Genomic DNA, 21,205 nt, shown 5'->3' on the forward strand with positions numbered 1-21,205 from the left:
GAGATAGATAGGTATACTCTACGCCAAAGCCAGTAATCTGAGAGAAAAGCAACGTGTTATTAAACGAAAAGTCTCGCGGTGAGGGCTCGCCGCTCGTATTGATCCACGGTTTATTCGGCAATCTCGACAATCTAGGCGGATTAGCAAAAACCTTGGCTGATCACTTTTGTGTTTATCAAATTGATCTACCTAATCACGGCCAGTCCTATCATACTAAGCAGGCTGATTATCAGGCACAGTCAGATGCGGTTGTCGCATGGATGGATCACCATCAACTCGACAAGGTGACATTAGTCGGTCACTCAATGGGCGGGAAAGTTGCTATGGCTATTGCACAACGCTTTCCTAAACGCGTAACACAGTTGGTGGTCATGGATATTGCCCCCGTCGACTATCAAGTTAACCGGCATGACGCGGTGTTTACGGCGCTAAAACGCACCCAAGACACTCCCCTGACCAGTCGCCAACAAGCACAATCCATCATGGATGAGACGATTGAAAACCCAGGCGTGACACAATTTTTATTGAAATCACTCTATAAAACCGATCAAGGTCACTACGCCTGGCGCTTCAATATTGATAATCTTTATCACGGTTATCGCGATATTATGGGCTGGCAGGCATTCGGACAGTATTCAGGCCCGACTCTGTTTGTAAAAGGTCAACAATCTGAATACATTTTGCCCGAGCATCGTGATGCGATTATAGAACAGTTCCCGCATTCGAAAGCGCACATGGTGGCAGGAACAGGCCATTGGCTACATGCTGAAAAACCTGCCGTGGTTGCCAACGTTATTGAGCGCTTTTTAATGCCGGGGGAGCGTTAACAGGTCTGTGACCCTTGTGGTATATTGCGCCGCATATGTCGGTGCTCAATGGAGGCACGCATGCTTTACGAGCACTTTCAATTGCTCGAAAAAATTGGCCTAGACCTCGTTTTTGCTGCCATTTTCTTTTTTATCGGAATGGCAATCAAAGACGTACTAAAAGAAGGCAATGTGCCAGTTTTTGGTCGACGTATTGTCTGGTTTGTTCTCACACTAGGCTGTGTTGGTTTTATTACAAAAGGGGTTATTCAACTGTTCTGGGAAGGTGTTGGCATCGGCTAACATCCCTAAACGGAGAATGATCCCACGTACGCTCTAGCGTATAGGAGTGTGAAAAAGCACCGCTTTTTCTTTAATTCGAGTTAGTTGCAAACAGCAACCCACTGAAAAAAACGGGTATTTTTTATATGGCGAGTGTAGGTCTCTTCTTTGGTAGTGACACAGGTAACACTGAAGCAATTGCAAAGAGCATTCAAAAGCAACTGGGCAAACAGATGGTCCATGTGCAGGATATTGCGAAAAGCAGTAAAGAAGATATCGATAACTTCGATCTTCTCCTGCTGGGTATCCCAACTTGGTACTATGGCGAAGCACAGTGTGATTGGGATGACTTCTTCCCAGAACTTGAGCAAATTGACTTTTCAACCAAATTGGTCGCCATCTTTGGCTGTGGTGATCAGGAAGATTATGCAGAATATTTCTGTGACGCAATGGGCACGGTACGTGACATTGTTGAAGCAAAAGGCGCGACCATCATTGGCCATTGGCCAACCGAAGGCTATGAGTTTGAAGCCTCTAAAGCCTTGGTAGACGACAATCACTTTGTCGGCTTGTGCGTCGATGAAGACCGTCAACCTGAACTGACCGATGAGCGTGTCAGCAAATGGGTGAAGCAAGTCTACGAAGAAATGTGTTTGGCGGAATTAGAAGACTAACTCGTCAATGAACCACCAAAACGCCAAGACTCTCTTGGCGTTTTTTCTATGCGGCGTCTTGGGTTAGGTCACGGTATTGACGTTTTTTTCTCACATATAAGGTGCGCTTCACTTCAGCCACCACCTCCCCCTTCGCGTCTTTGACATGCACAACAAACTCGGGTAACACTTTCTCCCCTCTTCCAGCCTGTTGCTGAATGTCTTGCAACACCGCATCGCTAATCACAAAATCGGCAAATAAGTCGGTGGTGCCCGGTTTGATGAAATTAATATCCGCTTGTTTATCCCACACATGGTACTGTGGTCCGAGTATGCCCATTAACATCAAGGCATAAACAGGATCAGTCAGTGAAAAGATACTGCCACCATATTGTGTTCGATTCGCGTTTTTGTTCCACCAGCGCAGTTTTAACCGCATATTGACGCACTTAAAGTCGTCACTGATAGACTCAATATGGATCCCCGCTCCCCAGAAGGGAGGCCAACTATTTAATGCCCACTTCACAATTCTTGGTTTATAGAACCGATACATAACTGATTGACGTCCTTATCTGGTCTTACCACACAATATTTACATCTCGAAAACATTGTTGCAACCAAGAATGATCAAAATTCGTTCGTCTAAACGTTCCTTGCTGTGGCGAGCGCCGAGCAATTTTGATAGTCTTAATAAATATTTTCCTTGCTAATCAAACTGTCTCTCGCAGGCAGAAAACAGGTAGATACACATGTCAGACAATAACCAGGCGTTGAAGCAAGCTGGGCTAAAAGTCACGCTGCCACGGCTCAAGATCCTAGAAGTGCTGCAACAGCCCGATTGCCAGCATATCAGTGCCGAAGACCTGTATAAGAAGTTGATTGATCTAGGCGAAGAAATTGGCCTAGCGACGGTATACCGTGTCCTCAACCAGTTTGATGATGCCGGCATTGTCACCCGTCACCACTTTGAAGGTGGAAAATCGGTATTTGAGTTAGCGACTCAGCACCACCATGATCACCTCGTCTGTCTTGACTGCGGTAAAGTCATTGAGTTTTCGGATGATTTGATTGAAGAGCGTCAAAAGGAAATTGCCGGTCGTTTTAATGTTCGTCTTACCAACCATAGCTTGTATCTCTATGGTCACTGCCAAGAAGGCGACTGCAAAGCAGATCCATCGATTCACAATGATGACTGAATGATCAAGGCTTGAGTGACTTGATGTTGTCGTAAAGGAGTCCTCTTTATGTCAACGTATTTCAGAACGGGATATAAACCTATAAAAAAGCCGGCAATACATGCCGGCTTTTTTTCGTTGCGTAAAGACAAAGGTTACTTACCTTCAATCTTCGCCCATGTGTCACGTAAGCCTACGGTACGGTTAAAGACTAATGCCTCCGCACGACTGTCTTTGTTATCCGCACAGAAGTAGCCCGTGCGTTCAAATTGATAGCCAGCTTCAGGCTGCGCGTCTTTCAAGCTAGGCTCAACGTACCCGTGCATCACTTGCAAAGAGTCTGGGTTAATCGTCTCTACGAAGTTTTCTGCACTKGCAGGATTTGGCACAGTAAAGAGGCGATCGTACAAGCGGAACTCAGCCGGAACAGCTTCTGCCGCGGATACCCAATGGATTACCCCTTTTACTTTACGGCCATCTGCAGGGTCTTTTCCTAGCGTCTCAGGATCGTAGCTACAATAGACCGTAGTGATGTTTCCGTGCTCATCTTTCTCGCAACGCTCGGCTTTTACTACATAAGCATTACGCAGGCGTACTTCTTTATCCAACACCAAACGCTTATATTTTTTGTTAGCCGATTCACGGAAGTCTTCGCGCTCAATCCAGATCTCGCGAGAGAAAGGCACCTGACGCTGTCCCATCTCTGGTTTGTTTGGATGGTTAGGGGCACTTAGCCACTCAACGTCATCCGCTTTGTTTTCAATCACCAGCTTGATCGGATCCAAAACGGCCATCGCTCGCGGTGCGCGTTCATTCAGATCATCACGAATACACGACTCCAGTGCACTCATTTCGATGATGTTATCTTGCTTGGTGACACCAATACGTTTGCAGAACTCACGAATAGACGCTGGGGTATAACCACGACGACGTAGACCAGAAATCGTCAACATACGTGGATCATCCCAGCCATTGACGAGCTGCTCTGACACCAGTTGGTTGAGCTTACGCTTGGACATCACGGTGTATTCCAAGTTTAGGCGACTAAACTCGTACTGATGCGGAGTGCAATCGATGGTGATGTTTTGCAACACCCAGTCATATAAGCGGCGGTTGTCTTGGAACTCCAGCGTACATAACGAGTGAGTGATCCCTTCCAATGCATCCGAGATACAGTGGGTAAAATCATACATCGGATAAATACACCACTTATCACCCGTCTGGTGGTGATGAGCAAAACGTACGCGATAGATAACCGGGTCGCGCATCACCATGAAAGGTGACGCCATATCGATTTTAGCGCGAAGACATGCAGTGCCCTCGGCAAATTCGCCCGCGCGCATTTTTTCAAATAACGCGAGGTTTTCTTCCACCGCACGATCACGATAAGGGCTCGGCTTGCCCGGCTCTGTCAACGTACCTCGGTACTCGCGGATCTGCTCTGGGCTTAATTCGTCGACATACGCCAAACCTTTTTCAATCAGTTCAACCGCAAAGCCGTACRACTTATCAAAATAGTCTGATGAATAGCGCTCTTTACCTGCCCACTCAAAGCCAAGCCATTGAACGTCGCGCTTGATCGAGTCAACGTACTCAACGTTTTCTTTTTCTGGGTTGGTATCATCAAAGCGCAAATTGCACTCACCTTGATAATCCTGCGCAATACCGAAGTTCAGGCAAATAGACTTAGCGTGACCGATATGCAGATAGCCATTAGGCTCCGGCGGGAAACGGGTCACGACTGATGTGTGTTTTCCCTCCGCCAAATCTTTATCAATGATTTGACGAATAAAATTGGTTGGACGAGCTTCAGCATCACTCATCAAGGTTACCTCGTATCAAAACAGTGCGAATTTTACAGCTACATGGATACTATGATCTCTTATTCCGGCACTTTACTCAACCAGTTGTTGTTAAACTCGCCCTCGCATGCCCCTAAATGCGCTTTTTTTGTTCACCCCACCTCCCGAGCATAAAAAACGCCCAGCGTTAGCTGGGCGTTATCGAGTTTAGATTTTCTCTATGGTGGTCGCTTATGGCAATTTCACTGCAGACAAATCTTCATTATCCGGGATTTGTTTCATCTCTCCGGCAATGATTTCGGCCAATGGACCAAGAATGACCTGCAAGTTGTTATCCCCTAACTTCACGACACCCATCGCGCCAATGGCTTTGAGTTTCGCTTCATCGACGATTTCACGGTTTGCCACTGATAGGCGCAAGCGTGTGATACAAGCGTCGATAGATGTCAGGTTTTGATGTCCGCCTAACGCTTTGAGGTACTTACGTGCAAGCTCACGGTTGTCGCTGGTTTCATTCGTATTCGCGTTTCCGGCAGATGCGCCTTCAATACTGTCATCTTCACGACCCGGGGTTTTCAAGTTCATGGCCATGATCGCCGCACGGAATGTCGCGTAATAAAGCACGAAGAATACCAAGCCCATTACCGGTAGCATGTACCACTCGTTGGCTACGGGGTTTTTTGACGACAACACTAAGTCGACAAGACCTGCAGAGAAGCCAAAGCCGGCAGTCCAGTTAAAGGTGGCAGCGATGAACAAAGAGATGCCTGTCAAGAACGCATGCAACACAAACAGCACAGGTGCTACGAACAGGAAGGCGAACTCGAGAGGTTCAGTTACACCGGTAAAGAACGAAGCAAAACCGGCTGCAATCATGATCGATGCCACACGTGCTTTGTTCTCTGGACGTGCAGTGTGGTAAATCGCCAGTGCCGCCCCCGGTAGACCAAACATCATCACAGGGAAGAAGCCGGCCATGTACATGCCTGTGGTTCCCTTAATCGCTTCACCTGTTTCAAGACCTTGCGCGCCCATCCAGAAACGACCCAAGTCATTGATACCCACAGTATCGAACCAGAATACCGCGTTAAGCGCATGGTGAAGACCGACAGGAATCAACAGACGGTTGAAGAATCCGTAGATACCTGCACCCGCGGCGCCTAAGTTAGTGATACTTTCACCGAAGTGAACCAAACCACCAAATACGACGGGCCATACAAACATCAGCACGAACGAAATCGCAATGGCGACAACAGACACAAGAATGGGAACCAGACGTTTGCCACTGAAGAAAGCCAGTGCTTTTGGCAGCTCTACGCCGCTATAACGGTTGTAAAGCTCTGCCGATACCACACCAATTAAGATACCGATAAATTGGTTGTTGATTTTGCTAAACGCCAGCTCATTGTTGTCTAGTGCAACATCCACGAGACCGATTTGGCTTACTGCACCAGGCGCACAAAGCGTGGTGATCACCATAAAGCCGACGAAACCTGCTAAGGCAGCCGCACCATCTTTATCTTTTGACATGCCGTAAGCCACACCAATGGCGAACAGTACCGACATATTGTCAATGATCGCTGCCCCTGATTTAATCAAGAAAGCAGCAAGGGCGTTATTCCCACCCCAACCTGTTGGATCAAGCCAGTAGCCGACCCCCATCAAGATCGCTGCGGCTGGTAGTACCGCTACCGGCACCATCAGCGCACGACCTATACGTTGCGCGTATCCAAGAATATTCACCTTCGTTCCCCCTATGTGTTCTCAGAGCCATACCACAGTATTTGTTGTTTTCTGCGTCTGGCGTATCGCGTGAGATAATGACCAAAGCACTTTTTTTGTCAAACAATGTTAGTCAATTGCAGTTTATGTCAATAAATTCGCCTCGCAAATTAAAACCCCCTTATTTGTGAGATTTATCACCGATCCACACCAAAAACAGAGAAATATGTTAGCCAGATCATAAAACTTATTTTATGATGAAAATAAATGAGCATATTCGTTATGCTGTACCCGTAAGCCCACTGATTTATCGAGGTGTCCTGTGCGACTCATTCCATTACAAACCAGCCATCAAGTCGGCCTATGGTCGGCCAGATATATCGTTGATACTATTAATAAATTCTCCCCAAGCGCCGAACGCCCATTTGTGCTCGGATTGCCTACAGGCGGTACACCACTGAATACTTATAAGCAACTGATCACCCTGTTCAATCAGGGCGAAGTGAGCTTTGAGCATGTGGTAACCTTCAACATGGACGAGTACTGCAATATCCCAGCCGATCATGACCAATCATATCGCACCTTCATGTATGAAAACTTCTTTAAGCATATTGATATTAAAGAAGAAAACATCAACTTACTGAACGGAAATGCGAGCGATGTTGATGCGGAATGCAAACGTTATGAAGACAAGATCAAATCCTACGGCAAGATCCATCTCTTTATGGGCGGTGTGGGTAACGACGGTCACATTGCGTTTAACGAGCCAGCCTCTTCGCTGGCCTCTCGGACACGGATCAAAACCTTGACCGAAGATACCCGTATGGCAAACTCTCGCTTCTTTGATAATGATATCAACCAAGTACCTAAGCACGCGCTTACCATTGGCGTCGGGACGCTACTCGATGCTGAAGAGATCATGATTTTGGTCACTGGCCACAATAAGGCACAGGCACTTCAAGCAGCCGTGGAGGGGTCGGTCAATCACTTGTGGACTGTTTCCGCACTGCAGCTGCACCCTAAAGCCATGATTGTGTGCGATGCGCCTTCAACTGCCGAACTAAAAGTAAAAACAGTGAAGTATTTTCAGGAGCTTGAAGCCCAGAACATTCATAATTTATAAGGAATAACAGCATGTATGCGTTAACCCACTGCCGGATTTTTACTGGTCATGAAGTGCTTGATGACCACGCTATTGTCATCCGTGACGGCGTGATTGAGGACATTTGCCCGCAACATGCGCTGCCGACAGAGATAGAAAAACGCTCACTCGACGGAGCTTACGTTAGCCCGGGCTTCATCGATCTGCAGCTTAATGGTTGTGGTGGTGTCATGTTCAATGACGCGATCACTGCGGACACCATTGAGACCATGCATCAAGCAAACTTGAAGTCTGGTTGTACCAACTTCTTACCGACCCTCATTACAAGTTCAGATGATGACATGCGTGCTGCGGTGAACGCGATGCGCGAGTACAAAGCCCATCATCCGCATCAAGCCTTAGGCTTACACTTAGAAGGGCCTTACTTAAACAGCGCGAAAAAAGGGATCCATAGTCTCGACTATATTCGCCCCAGTAACGACAAGATGATTGCGTACTTGTGCGACAACGCAGACGTGATTACCAAATTGACGCTGGCGCCCGAACTCGCTCCAAAAGCGCACATTCAGGCGCTCACCAAAGCAGGCATTATCGTCTCCGCTGGCCACACTAACGCAACCTATGAGCAAGCACGCGAAGGCTTTGCTAATGGGATTGGGTTTGCGACCCACCTGTTCAATGCAATGACGGCGACTACCGGTCGAGAGCCCGGCATGGTTGGCGCGATTTATGATACGCCCGAGGTTTACACCGGCGTCATTGCTGACGGTTTCCATGTGTCTTACGCCAACATTCGTCTTGCACATAAAGTAAAAGGTGAGAAATTAGTGCTAGTTACTGATGCTGTGGCACCAGCAGGAGCCGACATGGATCACTTTATTTTTGTAGGCAAGAAAGTATATTACCGTGACGGCAAGTGTGTTGATGAGAATGGTACACTTGGCGGCTCTGCACTGACGATGAACGAAGCAGTTCGTAATAGTGTTGAGCATATAGGTATCGCCTTGGATGAGGCTCTGCGCATGGCAACGCTGTATCCTGCGCGCGCTATTGGTGTCGATCAGCTTTATGGCAGTATTCGCCCGGGGAAAATTGCGAATCTTGCTATTTTTGATCGCACACTCAACATCCGAGCGACGGTGGTTAACGGACAATATACACATAGCTAGGACATTTATGACTGGCGGACAAATCGGGAATGTCGACTTGGTAAAGCAGCTCAACGGGGCTGCCGTTTATCGGTTGATCGATCAACAAGGGCCCATCTCTCGCATACAAATTGCAGACGTGAGCCGTCTAGCACCCGCAAGTGTGACAAAAATAACCCGCCAATTGCTCGAACGTGGCTTGATCAAGGAAGTGGCTCAGCAAGCGTCAACCGGCGGTCGCCGAGCTATTTCTTTGACCACAGAATGCGCCCCATTCCATACCCTTGCGGTAAGACTGGGGCGTCATTTTATCGAGCTTTCACTCTATGATTTGAGTGGGACATCGCTTGCTGAACACGGGGAAGCTTTTCACTATCACGATCAAACCGAGTTAGTGAACGGCCTGATTCAGATTCTGAGTCAGTTTATTGACACCCACCAACAATCCATCAAAGAGCTGATTGCCATATCGGTCGTGATGCCCGGCCTGATTGATCCTGAGTCTGGGGTCGTCGAATACATGCCTAACATCACGATTCAACAGCTGGCCCTTGCCGACACACTCCGTGAGGAGTTTGGTGTGCAAGCGTTTATTGGTAACGATATTCGCGGGCAAGCATTGGCGGAGCACTACTTTGGCGCCAGTCAAGCCTATTACGACTCGATGCTGGTCAGTGTTCACCATGGCACTGGCGCTGGGATTATCGTAAACGGACAAATTTTCTTGGGCCATAACCGCAATGTGGGCGAATTGGGCCATGTGCAAATTGACCCTTTGGGTAAAAAGTGCCAATGCGGCAATTTTGGCTGTTTAGAGACCGTTGCCTCTAACGAAGCCATTATCGAACATGCACAACAGCTACTGGCTCAAGGGCACCCGAGCACGCTCAAACACGATGATAGTTTGACGATCGAAGCCATTTGTGAGGCCGCCGAGCAAGGCGATGAACTGGCAAGACAGGTATTGGTAAAGGTTGGCAATCATCTTGGCAAAGCCATTGCTATGACCGTTAACCTGTTCAATCCTCAACTTGTGGTCATTGCTGGTAAGATCACGGCAGCAAAAAGTGTCGTCTTCCCCGCCATTCAGCGCTGTGTTGAAAACCAGTCACTGCCTAGCTTTCATCAAAAGCTAGACATTGTAAGCGCGAAGCTAGCAGAAAAACCTACCATGGCCGCTTTCTCGTTAGTTAAACGCGCCATGCTCAACGGCGAACTGTTACAAAAACTGCTCGAAGAGTGATCGTTTAACGGGTTTGACGTCTTGCTACGCAAACCCGTTTTCTCCGCAAATAAAATCTCACACTTTCCCTATCTAGCGTGTACATTATATACCCAAGCTATGGTGCGCTATAAGCTGGCAACGCGTCACGGGCCTATCTCTTTTCTCAAAGTCGCGTAGGCATCAAAGCGTCTTGCTCCTTATCGCTTAACCTCAGAAGAACTAAGCTCAAACAAGCTATTACTAAGGAGACCCATCAATGTCTCAAATTCATATCTTTAGTTGATTCAAAACTTTAAGATAAGTGTCGATGCTGTGTTTATTGGCTTTTGCACAAAAACACGGATTCTGTTTGCTCGCTAACTCACATAATAAGCATACGATATGGAACTGGTTTACATCTCAGCAGCCTTCATCAGCGGCTATATTCTGATGCGTTGTCACTTGCCACCTCTCGTTGGCTTTTTGATTGCTGGCTTTGCGCTACATGCGTTTGGCTACGAATCCACCCCGGTGATCTCTGATCTGGCCGATTTGGGTGTCACCTTGCTGCTTTTCTCGATTGGATTGAAGTTGGATGTCAAAACCCTACTTGCCAAGGAGATTTGGTTTGGCGCGACCGCCCATAACCTGCTGACTACGGGGTTGTTCACGCTGTCCTTGTTCGGCTTGAAAGCCCTAAGCGTTCCAATGCTTGCCGGTTTGAGCTTGTCAGAGTTGGCCCTGTTGGGTTTTGCCCTATCTTTCTCCAGTACCGTCTTTGCCATTAAGGCACTCCAAGAGAAAGGGGAGCTTAATGCCACCTATGGTACTCTGGCGATTGGCATTCTGATCATGCAAGATATCTTTGCGGTGGTCTTTATCACCGCCACGTCCGGAAAAACGCCCGAACTCAGTGCATTATTGCTCTTTGCATTACCTCTGCTTAAGCCAGTGTTCAACAAAATACTGGACAACGCTGGGCACGGTGAGATGTTGGTGCTCTATGGCATTTTCCTAGCATTAGTGGCGGGTGCAGGCTTGTTTGAGCTTGTTGGCGTTAAACCAGACTTGGGGGCGTTAGTTTTAGGGATGCTGCTGGCAAGCCACCCTCGCGCCTCGGAAATGGCCAAATCGCTCTTTAATATGAAAGAGCTTTTCCTCGTGTGCTTTTTCCTCAACATTGGCTTATCCGAGCAGCCTACTTGGCAAAGCTTTGGCTTTGCATTGATCCTCATGTTGCTTTTGCCTATCAAAGGGGTTCTCTATTACTGGATTGTCAGTGGCTTCCGCTATCGCGTGCGGACTGCTTTATTCACCACACTAACCCTATTTAACTTCAGTGAGTTTGGCTTAATCGTGGGGGGATTTGCGTATAAAGCTGGCCTTATGCCTGGCCCTATATTAGTGTCCATCGCTATTGCAGTGTCATTGAGTTTTGCGTTTTCCGCACCGCTCAATACATTCAGTAATCAGCTCTATACTTGGGCGTCGCAGTGGTTGAAAGATAGAAACCCCGAGCAGCTACATCCCAGTGATCAGCTGATCAATCTCGGTGATGCCTCGATTCTGGTACTTGGAATGGGTCGAATTGGTTCAGGGGCGTATGACGAGCTCTCTGCCACTCATCACCAACCCATTATTGGCATTGACAACCGAGAAGATTCAGTGGCACGCCATCAAGAGGAAGGACGACGCGCGATTCTTGGCGATGCCACCGATCCTGACTTTTGGTCACGCGCCATTTCTGATGGACAGATCAAGTTAATCTTACTAGCAATGCCTCACAGTCAGGCCAATATGCTTGCACTAGAGCAAATCAGGCAAACCAACTTTGAGGGCAAGGTCGCGGCAATTGCAAAGTATGAGGATGAAATTGAGCAACTCAAAGCGCTCGGCGTTGACGAAGCGTTCAATATCTATCAAGAGGCCGGTAGTGGATTTGCTCGACATGTGCGAGAGCAGTTTACCACGCCAGCCAACAACGCCTAACCCACCGTTATTCCAGTACCCAGGCCGCTCTTTCGAGCGGCTTTTTTCATCGATGCATAGTCATTTTGTACACACACTGCACTGCACTTATATTTTATTCACTTAAATTGCCTTTATTTTAAATAAAATTCACACAAAGTGGATTTTTGATAAAGAAATGCTTTTTGAGGCTTGTCTATCCTGACCGTGCAAGGCAGAGTGGTTGTCAACCTATTATCGCCTTGTTGGCTAGAAGAATTTGAGAGGAAAGTATGTGTTCAGTGTTTGGGGTGCTTGATATAAAAACCGACCCACAGCAGCTCCGTGAAGTGGCTTTAAAGATGTCCAAAACCATGCGTCACCGTGGTCCTGACTGGTCGGGCATTTACTCATCCGAGAAAGCTATTTTGGTCCATGAGCGTTTAGCGATTGTCGATCTAAACAGTGGTGCCCAGCCTTTATATAACCAAGATAAAACCCAAGCATTAGCGGTCAATGGCGAAATTTACAACCACAAAGAATTGCGTGCTGAGTTTGCTCCTGACTATCCATTTCAAACCGAGTCAGATTGCGAAATCATTCTAGCTTTGTATCAGCAAAAAGGACCTGAGCTGCTTGACTACCTCAACGGTATCTTCGCATTTATCCTTTATGATGAGGAGCAAGATGCCTACCTGATTGGCCGTGACCACATTGGTATTATTCCGCTTTACCACGGTCATGATGAACACGGCAACTACTACGTGGCCTCGGAAATGAAAGCCTTAACGCCTGTATGTAAGAGCATCAGTGAGTTCCCTCCGGGCCATTTCCTGTGGAGTAAACAAGGCGAGCCGGTGCGCTATTACAAGCGTGATTGGATGGATTATGACGGTGTGAAAGAAAACACAACCGATAAAGCGGCGTTGAAAGAAGCACTCGAAGCCGCGGTTCACCGCCAACTAATGACCGACGTTCCTTACGGCGTGTTGCTTTCTGGTGGACTCGACTCGTCCGTGATTTCTGCCATCACCAAACAATTTGCGGCCAACCGCATCGAAGATGACGATCAAAGCCAAGCATGGTGGCCTCGTCTTCACTCGTTTGCTATCGGCCTTGAAGGCGCCCCCGATTTGAAAGCCGCCAAGGAAGTGGCGGATCATCTTGGCACGGTTCATCATGAGTTTACCTACACCATTCAAGAAGGGCTGGATGCGATTCGTGACGTGATTTATCACATCGAAACCTATGACGTCACCACAATCCGTGCCTCCACGCCGATGTACCTGATGTCTCGTAAGATCCGCGCGATGGGGATCAAAATGGTGCTCTCCGGTGAAGGCGCCGATGAAGTCTTTGGCGGGTATTTATACTTCCATAAAGCGCCAAGTGCGAAAGAGTTTCACGAAGAAACGGTGCGTAAGTTACTTGCTCTCAACATGTTTGACTGCGCACGTGCGAACAAATCCATGGCAGCATGGGGCGTGGAAGCACGCGTACCTTTCCTCGACAAAGCCTTCTTAGAAGTGGCGATGCAGATCAAGCCAGACGATAAGATGTGTGGCAACGGAAAAATGGAAAAGCACATTATCCGCGAATGCTTTGGAGACCTACTTCCTGATTCGGTAGCATGGCGCCAAAAAGAACAATTCAGTGATGGCGTTGGGTATGGCTGGATTGATACCTTAAAAGCGATCGCCGAAGAGAAGGTGACGGATCAGCAGCTCGAGACAGCGGCTTTCCGGTTCCCTTATAACACGCCAACCACTAAAGAGGCGTATATGTACCGCGAGATCTTTGCAGAGCTCTTCCCGCTCGACGATGCGGCGAAATGCGTACCAGGCGGCCCGTCGATCGCTTGCTCAAGTGCCAAAGCGATTGAGTGGGATGAATCTTTCAAAAACCAAGCCGATCCGTCTGGTCGTGCCGTACGCACGGTACATGAAAAAGCGTATCAATAAGCTCAAAATGATGGGCACACCATAGATTAGAAACAAAAAAACCGCCGATTGGCGGTTTTTTTACTAGAGGCTTATCGCTCCCAATACGCCTCTTCAAGGCTATCCTCTCGCTCAGGCAGCCCACGTGATAAACGCGGTGAGTGCTGCGCCAACACTTCATAGCTGACACGGTTCGCATACTTGCACACTTGCGAGAAAGAGGAGTAGGTCATAAATGGGTATTGGTGCTTACTCGAATTGGGCACGTTATCACGATGATAGCGATTAGCAGACATATCATGCAGCAACGCTGATAGAGCACCATCTCCAGCACCATTGGTGTTCTTAATCCGCTCAGGCCCCCCCATATAGGGAGCAATGTGAGAGTAAATTTTAATCGGCGTTTCACAGTCCGCTTTCATCATCGGACGGCTAAATTCATACATGTTGAATTCAGGGATCGCACCTGGCAGCAACGGCAAGGTGGTTTGACGTTTCGACTTATCCTCAGTGTAACCGGCCATATACAAACCAATTGGTCCTGCAGTACACAACACCATATCCACCCACTGCAGTGTAGCATCGGCCGCTAAGAGCGGATCGCTCTCACCGGTTAAGGCTTCACCCTCATCTTCATTCATCGCCACGACGCTAACGTGCTCGGAAAGAAAGTCACGCCACCATTGTGGGTTTTGCTCAATCACAAACTTGGTGCCGAGCGTCATAACCACTGGCACGTTGTGCTTTTTCGCATATTCAATGGCGCGCATGGTCGCTTGCGGCATTGGGTCGCCTTCTTTGCAACGAACCAAATACGCAGTGAGTACCAACGCAGAGGCGTTTTCAAAGATATGCTCAGGAATTGAATCAGGGTGGAGTTGGTTCATCAAGCCTTCATTGATGGCGAACGTACGTTCACCACAATCGCCAATCAAGGCGTAACAACGTCCAATTGGGCCCTGCACTGGCTGCAGGTAGTTAAGATCCATCCGGCTTGAGGTGTTGCACAGGTAGCGGTAAGAATAGCTACCAATTCGAATATCTTGGCTCATCACCCCTAGCAAGATAGATTGATCATCCGCCAGCGCTGAATAGTTGTGTAAGGTGTTACCGATGGTGCCACCCGCAAACTCATGAGTGACAAGATTGTTGTCTTTCAATTCTTGATACAGTGCTTCTGCACGCTCATCGTCGATGACGAGCGAGTGCCCTTTACTTAACTGATACCGCTCCAGAAATTCATCAGGCACTTTTGCTTCAATGTCGACCAAGGTTTGGTCGATACCAATCACGTGCGGGCGCTTAAAGCCTCGTTCGCTGGCTGGGTTGAGCAAAGGATCACGGGCGTGAACCGGAAAATAGTGCTTAGACTTGCGTTGTCCTGGAAATTTCATGGTTCGTGTAACTAGCTAATGGAAGGGAGGCGCGAATTCTATCACAGAATTCGCGCATGCGTAGCGTCTACACGATGAAATATTGCCCTACCAACCTTGTGTATGTTGGGCCACCAGCGACGCCATCAGGTGAATATGAGCCTCATCGTCGTTTAAGCATGGAATAAATCGGAAGCGTTCGCCACCTGCCTCGAGGAAAGTGTCTCGACATTGCTCAGCAATTTCTTCTAGGGTCTCAAGGCAGTCAGCCGAAAAAGCTGGGGTCATAATATCGAGAGTTTTCACCCCTTTGCTGGGTAACGTCTCTAAGGTCTTATCGGTGTAAGGCTTGAGCCACTCTTCTCGTCCGAAACGGGACTGATAGGTCATCATGATCTCGTTATCCGCAAGCCCGAGTTCCGCTTGCAGCAGCGATGTGGTTTGCTCACAGTGCCGAGGATAAGGGTCGCCATTATCGGCAAAACGCTGCGGTATGCCGTGATAAGAACAAAGTAGCAAGTCACCTTTTCCATGCGCTTGCCAATGCTGCTTCACCGAGTGGGCTAACGCGGCTTGATAAAGCGGGTGATCATGATAGTGGTTCACGTACCGCAACGCAGGGATCACTGGGCGCCCTTTCAATGATTTAGCCACTTTATCGAAAACCGCGGCGGTGGTGGTGGCAGAATATTGTGGATAAAGCGGTAAAACCAACACCTTATCGCAGCCCTTTGCTTGCAGCTCATCAAGCCCTTGGGCAATGGACGGATTACCGTAGGTCATTCCAAGCGCAACCGGAACCGACACCTGTTCAGCCAGCGCTTTTTGCTGACGTTTGGCATACACCATCAGTGGCGACCCCTCCTCCATCCAAATACTTTGATACAGCTTAGCCACTTTCGGTGAACGAATCGGCAGTATCACGCCATGTAATAATGGGCACCATAACCAACGGGTTAAATCAACCACACGATGATCATGTAGAAATTCAGAAAGAAAGGCTTTCACTGACTGTGAGGTCGGCGCTTCTGGGGTTCCGAGGTTGACCAATAGCACACCGACTTGATTGTGTTTTTCCGTCATTTTGATTGTATTCCTTGGCGGCAATCTTAGAACAGACTGGCGTATAAACGATTTACCCGAACCAGTACGGTAACAATTTGATTTTGGGCTAGCTTGCCATAAAAAAACCGGAGCGACTAATCGTCTGCTCCGGTTTCTGCAATCGATATGCTCAATCTTCTCCTTGGGAGAACATCCAGTGTTAGCCTAGGGCTTTTTCAATCTCAACACTGACGTCTGCCACCGCTTGGGTGCCGTCAAAGGTGAAGTACTGCGTATTGCCTGCATCTGCTTCTTTTTTGTAGTAAGCAATCAAAGGCGCGGTTTGATTATGGTAAACCTTCAGACGCGCACGCACTGTTTCTTCTTTGTCGTCATCACGAACAACTAGCTCTTCGCCAGTCACATCGTCTTTGCCTTCCACTTTTGGTGGGTTATACACCACGTGGTAGGTGCGGCCTGAAGCCAAGTGAGCACGACGACCACTCATACGCTCCACAATCACATCGTCTGGCACGTCAAACTCGAGCACGTAATCAATCGCAACACCGATTTCTTTTAGGCCATCCGCTTGTGGAATTGTACGTGGGAACCCATCTAGCAAGAACCCTTTGGCACAATCATCTTGCGAGATACGCTCTTTAACCAGACCCAGAATGATGTCATCCGACACCAGCTCGCCAGCATCAATAACCGCTTTGGCTTGTTTGCCCAGCTCAGTGCCCGCTTTAATCGCGGCGCGCAGCATGTCACCGGTAGAAATCTGCGGAATCCCGTATTTTTCCATGATGAACTGCGCTTGCGTCCCTTTACCCGCGCCCGGTGCACCCAACAGAATGATGCGCATAGTGATCCCCTTTTATCGTTTTTGGAGTTTCGTAAAACTGCGTCTATTCGCAAAGACCCGAAACATACACGCTTCACGAAACGCTATCAAGCCCGGCAATCCGGCCGGGCTTGTTGGTCGCTGTTCAGTATGTCGCTTTCACAGCGCGTTGTCGATTATACCTTAGTCAGAAGCTTGTTCACCGACGCCAAGAACTCAGACGGATCATCCATGCTTCCTTTTTCTGCCAGCATTGCTTGGCCTAGCAGCATTTCTACCCAAGTACCAAACTTCTCTTCATCGCTCTCATCCGCCATACGCTTGACAAGATCATGCTCTGGGTTGAGCTCGAAGATATATTTCACTTCCGGCGCTTGTTGCCCAGCCGCTTCGAGCAGTTTCGCCATCTGGGTGCCCATCTCAAATTGGTCGGTCACCACGACCGCAGGCGTGCCGGATAGTTTGAACGTCGGACGAACATCTTTCACGCGCTCACCTAAATGAGACTTCACGCGCTCGACCACAGACTCAAACGCTTTTTCGGTTTCTTCACGCTTGGCTTTGGCTTCTTCGTCATCAAACTGGCTAAGATCGAGGTCTGCTTTGGTAATCGCTTGGAATTGCTTACCATCAAACTCAGTGAGGTAGCTCATCAGCCACTCATCGATGCGATCGTACATCAAGATAACTTCAATGCCTTTCGCCTTGAATTGCTCAAGGTGTGGGCTGTGCTTCGCAGCGTTGTAGCTATCTGCAGTGATGTAGTAAATCTTCTCTTGCTCGTCTTTCATGCGCGACACGTAGTCCGCCAATGAAACGGTTTGCTCCGCACTGTCTTCGTGCGTCGAGGCAAAGCGCAACAAGCCCGCAATTTTTTCCTTGTTGCCAAAGTCTTCAGCCGGACCTTCTTTAAGTACCAGACCAAACTCACGCCAGAAAGTTTGATACTTCTCCGCGTCGTTTTTAGCCAACTTCTCGAGCATAGATAGCACGCGCTTAGTGCAAGCACTGCGCAGTGATTGGGTGATCTTGTTATCTTGCAAGATCTCACGAGAGACGTTGAGCGGCAGATCATTCGAGTCAATCAGACCACGGATAAAGCGCAAGTAACTTGGCATAAATTGCGACGCATCATCCATAATAAACACGCGTTGCACGTACAGTTTCAAGCCGTGTTTGTGTTCACGGTTGAACAGATCCCACGGCGCTTTCGACGGGACGTATAGCAAGCTTGTGTAGTCATTTTTACCTTCGACACGGTTGTGGCTCCATGTCAGTGGCTCCGCGAAATCGTGTGAGACGTGCTTATAAAACTCTTTATACTCGTCCGCGCCAATGTCTGATTTAGAACGGGTCCACAAAGCTTGTGCTTTATTGACCTTTTCCCATTTTCCCTCGCCAGTTTCCTTGCCTTCGTCGTCTTTTTCGACGGTCCACATTTCAACCGGAATACCGATGTGATCAGAGTATTTGCCAATCACCTCGCGCAGGCGCCAGTCGTTGAGGAATTCTTTCTCATCATCATTTAGATGCAAGATAATATCGGTGCCGCGTTCAGCTTTCTCGATAGGCTCTAGGGTGTATTCGCCTTCACCGGTAGATTCCCAGCACACAGCTTGGTCTGCCGCCAGACCGGCAGCACGGGTGTGCACGGTCACCTTGTCGGCAACGATAAAGGCAGAATAAAAGCCCACGCCAAACTGACCAATCAAGTTGGAATCTTTGCTTTGATCTTCATTGAGTTGCTTTAGAAACTCTTCTGTCCCTGACTTCGCGATGGTCCCAAGGTTGGCGATCACATCATCTCGGCTCATGCCAATGCCGTTATCAGAGATAGTCAGCGTACCTGCATCCTTGTCCACTGAGAGGCGTACGCGTAAATCCCCGTCATTTTCGTACAATTCAGGGGCCGAAAGTGCTTTGAAACGAAGCTTGTCCGCCGCGTCTGACGCATTCGAGACCAGCTCACGCAGGAAAATCTCTTTGTTTGAGTAGAGTGAATGGATCATCAATTGCAACAGCTTGGATGTATCAGAGCCAAACTGGTGTTTTTCTGGGGTTTTCACGCTCATGTCAATCTACCTAAAGCTATGATAATTAAACGCCAAGTGAGCCCAAAGCGGACCACCTGATGACGAATTGGATAAAGTCTCTTTGGATATAGGGGCCGCTTGCGACGCTTTCAAGGCTTAACTGACCAAAAATAAATCACTTAGTCATTTATTCGCCTCATCAAGCCAAGCAGCCTCGAATTCACCCAGCCTTGCTATCCCCGCGGTCCGTAACCACAGGCGGCAAGCCAGTGGTTCATGGCCTCGCGCTCACTGGGCACGTAGTGGAGTTGGTAACGGGCGACGATACGATCAAAACGATAGACATAGTCACAACGCAGTGTCTCGACCGGCGGCAGCCATTCATCAGGCCCTTTCGCGCCTTTTTGTGCATTCAGCGCATCATCGGCAATCAGCAGGTTGTCGGGGTCATTGGCAAATTGGGCTTTTTTGTTCCGAGACCATACCTCACCACCGTGACCGTGGGCCCACTTCAATGGCACAAGGTGATCAATGTCGACATCACTGGCTTGGGTAAACGACTGTCCCGTCAACGCGCCAGTCCATAATCCCGTGGCAACCGTGCAACGGTTATCCCGAGTGTAGGTCACAGGCACTTGGCTTCGGGCAATCAGGACTTCAGCACGGGTGTTTTGGCAATCTTTGTCCTCATCCAACCAATGGGGCCAATGGTCTCGCTGATAGGGTCCAGAGAAAGGGCGTCCATCGCGCAACGCTGCGTTGGTTTCTTGATGGACAAGCGCTTTTGGAGAAGACGTCACCCGCTTAGGTAAGCGCCCGCCTGCCTCAAGACAGGCTGACAGCGAGTCAAATGCGGTAAATCGCGTGACGCGGGTGTAATAGGGACTACTGGTGTCGTGACAAATGCCCGATTTTGAGCGCTTAACTGGCTCGGCCTGAGCCAGGTTACTGACCAATGCACTTGCGAGAAAGAAGTTTACGAGAAAGAAAGAGAGAAAACGCTTCATACGTTAAGCACGTTTAGTAATGAGTGCTTACACAACAGCGTTTAACGACTAGTTTGTCAACAAAAAAATGATTGATTGCACATTTGCTCGTCAAAGCGGAGAAAAAAGAAAAGCCTGACCAAGTCAGGCTTAAAAATTAGTGCGTCATGGTACAGAGCGTCATGCTTCTCAGCTAGTTATAGCTTAAGCGCTGCCGGCCAATGATCGAGTGTGAGAGTGTAGTGCCGTCCACCAGCTCAAGCTCTCCACCCATAGGCACACCGTGGGCAATACGGCTGGCTTGCACATTGTGTTCTCGACATAGCTCTGCAATATATTGCGCCGTTGCTTCGCCTTCAACAGTTGGGTTGGTAGCGAGGATCAATTCTTCAATGGGCTCATGCGTGAGGCGTTTTTCCAACACGTCTAAGCCGATATCGGCAGGACCAATACCATCTAATGGCGACAAATGCCCCATTAATACAAAGTAACGCCCAGAATATTGCCCGGTCGCTTCAACCGCAGCGATATCCGCTGGGCTCTCAACCACACAAATTAACCCCGTTTGCTGACGTCGAGGATTGTCGCAAATCGCACAAACCTCTTCTTCAGTGAAGGTGCGACACTGGCTGCAATGACCAATCTCTGTCATCGCTGCAGTCAACGCTTGCGCCAACTCGATACCACCCTGACGATTGCGTTGAAGCAGATGATAGGCCATACGCTGCGCTGATTTTGGGCCGACCCCAGGCAAGCAGCGCAGCGCGTCCATCAGTTGTTCAAGTAACTGACTGGTACGCATGGATTAAAACGGCATTTTCATGCCTGGTGGTAACTGCATACCACCTGTCACTTCGGCCATTTTCTCTTTTTGCTGCTCTTCGGCACGACGTGCGGCGTCATTGAATGCGGCTGCAATCAGATCTTCCAGCATGTCTTTGTCGTCTTCCATTAGACTGTCATCGATTTCAACACGACGAACGCTGTGGCTACCCGTCATGGTGACTTTTACCATGCCTGCGCCCGACTCACCGGTGACTTCCATATTGGCAATTTCTTCCTGAACTTTTTGCATGCGCTCTTGCATTTGCTGCGCCTGCTTCATCAGGTTACCCATTCCGCCTTTACCAAACATAATTCTCTC

The 21,205-nt window shown here is 48.6% G+C and carries 19 protein-coding genes; 9 read left to right on the plus strand and 10 right to left on the minus strand.

Annotated features, from left to right (window positions below):
• Positions 1-53: 53 nt before the first annotated feature.
• The 3 genes from BZJ19_RS08735 (at position 54) to fldA (ending at position 1,762) form a co-directional block, all read left to right on the plus strand.
• Positions 54-827: an alpha/beta fold hydrolase gene (locus BZJ19_RS08735; protein WP_077675339.1), complete on the plus strand. Its 774-nt coding sequence runs from the start codon at positions 54-56 to the stop codon at positions 825-827.
• Between the two features lie 60 nt (positions 828-887).
• Positions 888-1,109 (plus strand): DUF2788 domain-containing protein, encoded by a 222-nt coding sequence (locus BZJ19_RS08740; protein ID WP_077479111.1) that lies wholly within the window; start codon positions 888-890, stop codon positions 1,107-1,109.
• Between the two features lie 125 nt (positions 1,110-1,234).
• Complete coding sequence (gene fldA, locus BZJ19_RS08745; protein WP_077455221.1) at positions 1,235-1,762, plus strand: flavodoxin FldA; 528 nt, start codon at positions 1,235-1,237, stop codon at positions 1,760-1,762.
• 46 nt (positions 1,763-1,808) lie between these two features.
• Here fldA and BZJ19_RS08750 read toward each other — a convergent pair whose 3' ends face one another.
• A complete protein-coding gene (locus BZJ19_RS08750; RefSeq protein ID WP_077455222.1) occupies positions 1,809-2,294 on the minus strand; it encodes a DUF4442 domain-containing protein in 486 nt (161 codons plus the stop codon).
• 196 nt (positions 2,295-2,490) lie between these two features.
• Here BZJ19_RS08750 and fcrX point away from each other — a divergent pair, with 196 nt between their 5' ends.
• Complete coding sequence (gene fcrX / locus BZJ19_RS08755) at positions 2,491-2,937, plus strand: ferric iron uptake transcriptional regulator FcrX (protein WP_069588691.1); 447 nt, start codon at positions 2,491-2,493, stop codon at positions 2,935-2,937.
• A gap of 134 nt (positions 2,938-3,071) precedes the next feature.
• Here fcrX and glnS read toward each other — a convergent pair whose 3' ends face one another.
• Together glnS and nagE are read right to left on the minus strand one after the other, a co-directional pair.
• Positions 3,072-4,739, minus strand: coding sequence for a glutamine--tRNA ligase (gene glnS, locus BZJ19_RS08760; RefSeq protein ID WP_077675340.1), 1,668 nt, complete (start codon positions 4,737-4,739; stop codon positions 3,072-3,074).
• A 210-nt stretch (positions 4,740-4,949) separates the two neighbouring features.
• Positions 4,950-6,461 carry an N-acetylglucosamine-specific PTS transporter subunit IIBC gene (gene nagE, locus BZJ19_RS08765; RefSeq protein ID WP_077675341.1) on the minus strand — a complete coding sequence of 504 codons (1,512 nt, stop codon included), beginning with the start codon at positions 6,459-6,461 and terminating at the stop codon, positions 4,950-4,952.
• 301 nt (positions 6,462-6,762) lie between these two features.
• Between nagE and nagB the strand changes: the two genes are divergently transcribed.
• From nagB to asnB, 5 genes are all read left to right on the plus strand, one after another.
• Positions 6,763-7,563 carry a glucosamine-6-phosphate deaminase gene (gene nagB / locus BZJ19_RS08770; RefSeq protein WP_077675342.1) on the plus strand — a complete coding sequence of 267 codons (801 nt, stop codon included), beginning with the start codon at positions 6,763-6,765 and terminating at the stop codon, positions 7,561-7,563.
• Between the two features lie 11 nt (positions 7,564-7,574).
• Entirely contained in the window at positions 7,575-8,711 is a 1,137-nt protein-coding gene (nagA, locus tag BZJ19_RS08775) for an N-acetylglucosamine-6-phosphate deacetylase (protein ID WP_077675343.1), read from the plus strand.
• 7 nt (positions 8,712-8,718) lie between these two features.
• On the plus strand, positions 8,719-9,933 hold the full coding sequence (nagC, locus tag BZJ19_RS08780) for a DNA-binding transcriptional regulator NagC (protein WP_077675344.1): 1,215 nt from the start codon (positions 8,719-8,721) through the stop codon (positions 9,931-9,933).
• A 363-nt stretch (positions 9,934-10,296) separates the two neighbouring features.
• Positions 10,297-11,883 carry a cation:proton antiporter family protein gene (locus BZJ19_RS08785; protein WP_077675345.1) on the plus strand — a complete coding sequence of 529 codons (1,587 nt, stop codon included), beginning with the start codon at positions 10,297-10,299 and terminating at the stop codon, positions 11,881-11,883.
• Positions 11,884-12,134: 251 nt separating this feature from the next.
• Entirely contained in the window at positions 12,135-13,802 is a 1,668-nt protein-coding gene (gene asnB, locus BZJ19_RS08790; RefSeq protein WP_077455228.1) for an asparagine synthase B, read from the plus strand.
• A 71-nt stretch (positions 13,803-13,873) separates the two neighbouring features.
• Here the strand turns inward: asnB and BZJ19_RS08795 are convergent, their stop codons facing one another.
• The 7 genes from BZJ19_RS08795 to BZJ19_RS08825 all read right to left on the minus strand — a co-directional run bounded on the left by BZJ19_RS08795 (position 13,874) and on the right by BZJ19_RS08825 (position 21,196).
• Positions 13,874-15,175 (minus strand): inosine/guanosine kinase, encoded by a 1,302-nt coding sequence (locus BZJ19_RS08795; protein ID WP_077675346.1) that lies wholly within the window; start codon positions 15,173-15,175, stop codon positions 13,874-13,876.
• Positions 15,176-15,262: 87 nt separating this feature from the next.
• Positions 15,263-16,237: a ferrochelatase gene (hemH, locus tag BZJ19_RS08800; protein ID WP_077661754.1), complete on the minus strand. Its 975-nt coding sequence runs from the start codon at positions 16,235-16,237 to the stop codon at positions 15,263-15,265.
• 181 nt (positions 16,238-16,418) lie between these two features.
• Positions 16,419-17,063, minus strand: a complete 645-nt coding sequence (gene adk, locus BZJ19_RS08805) for an adenylate kinase (protein WP_069588681.1) — start codon at positions 17,061-17,063, stop codon at positions 16,419-16,421.
• A 155-nt stretch (positions 17,064-17,218) separates the two neighbouring features.
• A complete protein-coding gene (htpG, locus tag BZJ19_RS08810; protein ID WP_077675347.1) occupies positions 17,219-19,114 on the minus strand; it encodes a molecular chaperone HtpG in 1,896 nt (631 codons plus the stop codon).
• A 194-nt stretch (positions 19,115-19,308) separates the two neighbouring features.
• The gene (locus tag BZJ19_RS08815; protein ID WP_077675348.1) at positions 19,309-20,082 is read right to left on the minus strand and encodes an HNH endonuclease family protein; all 774 of its coding nucleotides are present in this window, start codon (positions 20,080-20,082) and stop codon (positions 19,309-19,311) included.
• Between the two features lie 172 nt (positions 20,083-20,254).
• The gene (gene recR, locus BZJ19_RS08820) at positions 20,255-20,863 is read right to left on the minus strand and encodes a recombination mediator RecR (protein WP_077675349.1); all 609 of its coding nucleotides are present in this window, start codon (positions 20,861-20,863) and stop codon (positions 20,255-20,257) included.
• A gap of 3 nt (positions 20,864-20,866) precedes the next feature.
• Positions 20,867-21,196 (minus strand): YbaB/EbfC family nucleoid-associated protein, encoded by a 330-nt coding sequence (locus tag BZJ19_RS08825; RefSeq protein WP_069588674.1) that lies wholly within the window; start codon positions 21,194-21,196, stop codon positions 20,867-20,869.
• Between the last annotated feature and the right edge of the window lie 9 nt (positions 21,197-21,205).

Source organism: Salinivibrio proteolyticus, assembly GCF_001996165.1.
GTDB lineage: Bacteria > Pseudomonadota > Gammaproteobacteria > Enterobacterales > Vibrionaceae > Salinivibrio > Salinivibrio proteolyticus.

Excerpts from the sequence above, each read along its gene's own strand:
- BZJ19_RS08785 (WP_077675345.1), top strand. The coding sequence starts at position 10,297 with ATGGAACTGGTTTACATCTCAGCAGCCTTCATCAGCGGCTATATTCTG.
- adk (WP_069588681.1), bottom strand. The coding sequence starts at position 17,063 with ATGCGCATCATTCTGTTGGGTGCACCGGGCGCGGGTAAAGGGACGCAA.
- hemH (WP_077661754.1), bottom strand. The coding sequence starts at position 16,237 with ATGACGGAAAAACACAATCAAGTCGGTGTGCTATTGGTCAACCTCGGA.
- nagA (WP_077675343.1), top strand. The coding sequence starts at position 7,575 with ATGTATGCGTTAACCCACTGCCGGATTTTTACTGGTCATGAAGTGCTT.
- BZJ19_RS08750 (WP_077455222.1), bottom strand. The coding sequence starts at position 2,294 with ATGTATCGGTTCTATAAACCAAGAATTGTGAAGTGGGCATTAAATAGT.
- BZJ19_RS08815 (WP_077675348.1), bottom strand. The coding sequence starts at position 20,082 with ATGAAGCGTTTTCTCTCTTTCTTTCTCGTAAACTTCTTTCTCGCAAGT.
- nagC (WP_077675344.1), top strand. The coding sequence starts at position 8,719 with ATGACTGGCGGACAAATCGGGAATGTCGACTTGGTAAAGCAGCTCAAC.
- BZJ19_RS08740 (WP_077479111.1), top strand. The coding sequence starts at position 888 with ATGCTTTACGAGCACTTTCAATTGCTCGAAAAAATTGGCCTAGACCTC.
- fldA (WP_077455221.1), top strand. The coding sequence starts at position 1,235 with ATGGCGAGTGTAGGTCTCTTCTTTGGTAGTGACACAGGTAACACTGAA.
- htpG (WP_077675347.1), bottom strand. The coding sequence starts at position 19,114 with ATGAGCGTGAAAACCCCAGAAAAACACCAGTTTGGCTCTGATACATCC.
- recR (WP_077675349.1), bottom strand. The coding sequence starts at position 20,863 with ATGCGTACCAGTCAGTTACTTGAACAACTGATGGACGCGCTGCGCTGC.
- BZJ19_RS08825 (WP_069588674.1), bottom strand. The coding sequence starts at position 21,196 with ATGTTTGGTAAAGGCGGAATGGGTAACCTGATGAAGCAGGCGCAGCAA.
- asnB (WP_077455228.1), top strand. The coding sequence starts at position 12,135 with ATGTGTTCAGTGTTTGGGGTGCTTGATATAAAAACCGACCCACAGCAG.
- BZJ19_RS08795 (WP_077675346.1), bottom strand. The coding sequence starts at position 15,175 with ATGAAATTTCCAGGACAACGCAAGTCTAAGCACTATTTTCCGGTTCAC.
- fcrX (WP_069588691.1), top strand. The coding sequence starts at position 2,491 with ATGTCAGACAATAACCAGGCGTTGAAGCAAGCTGGGCTAAAAGTCACG.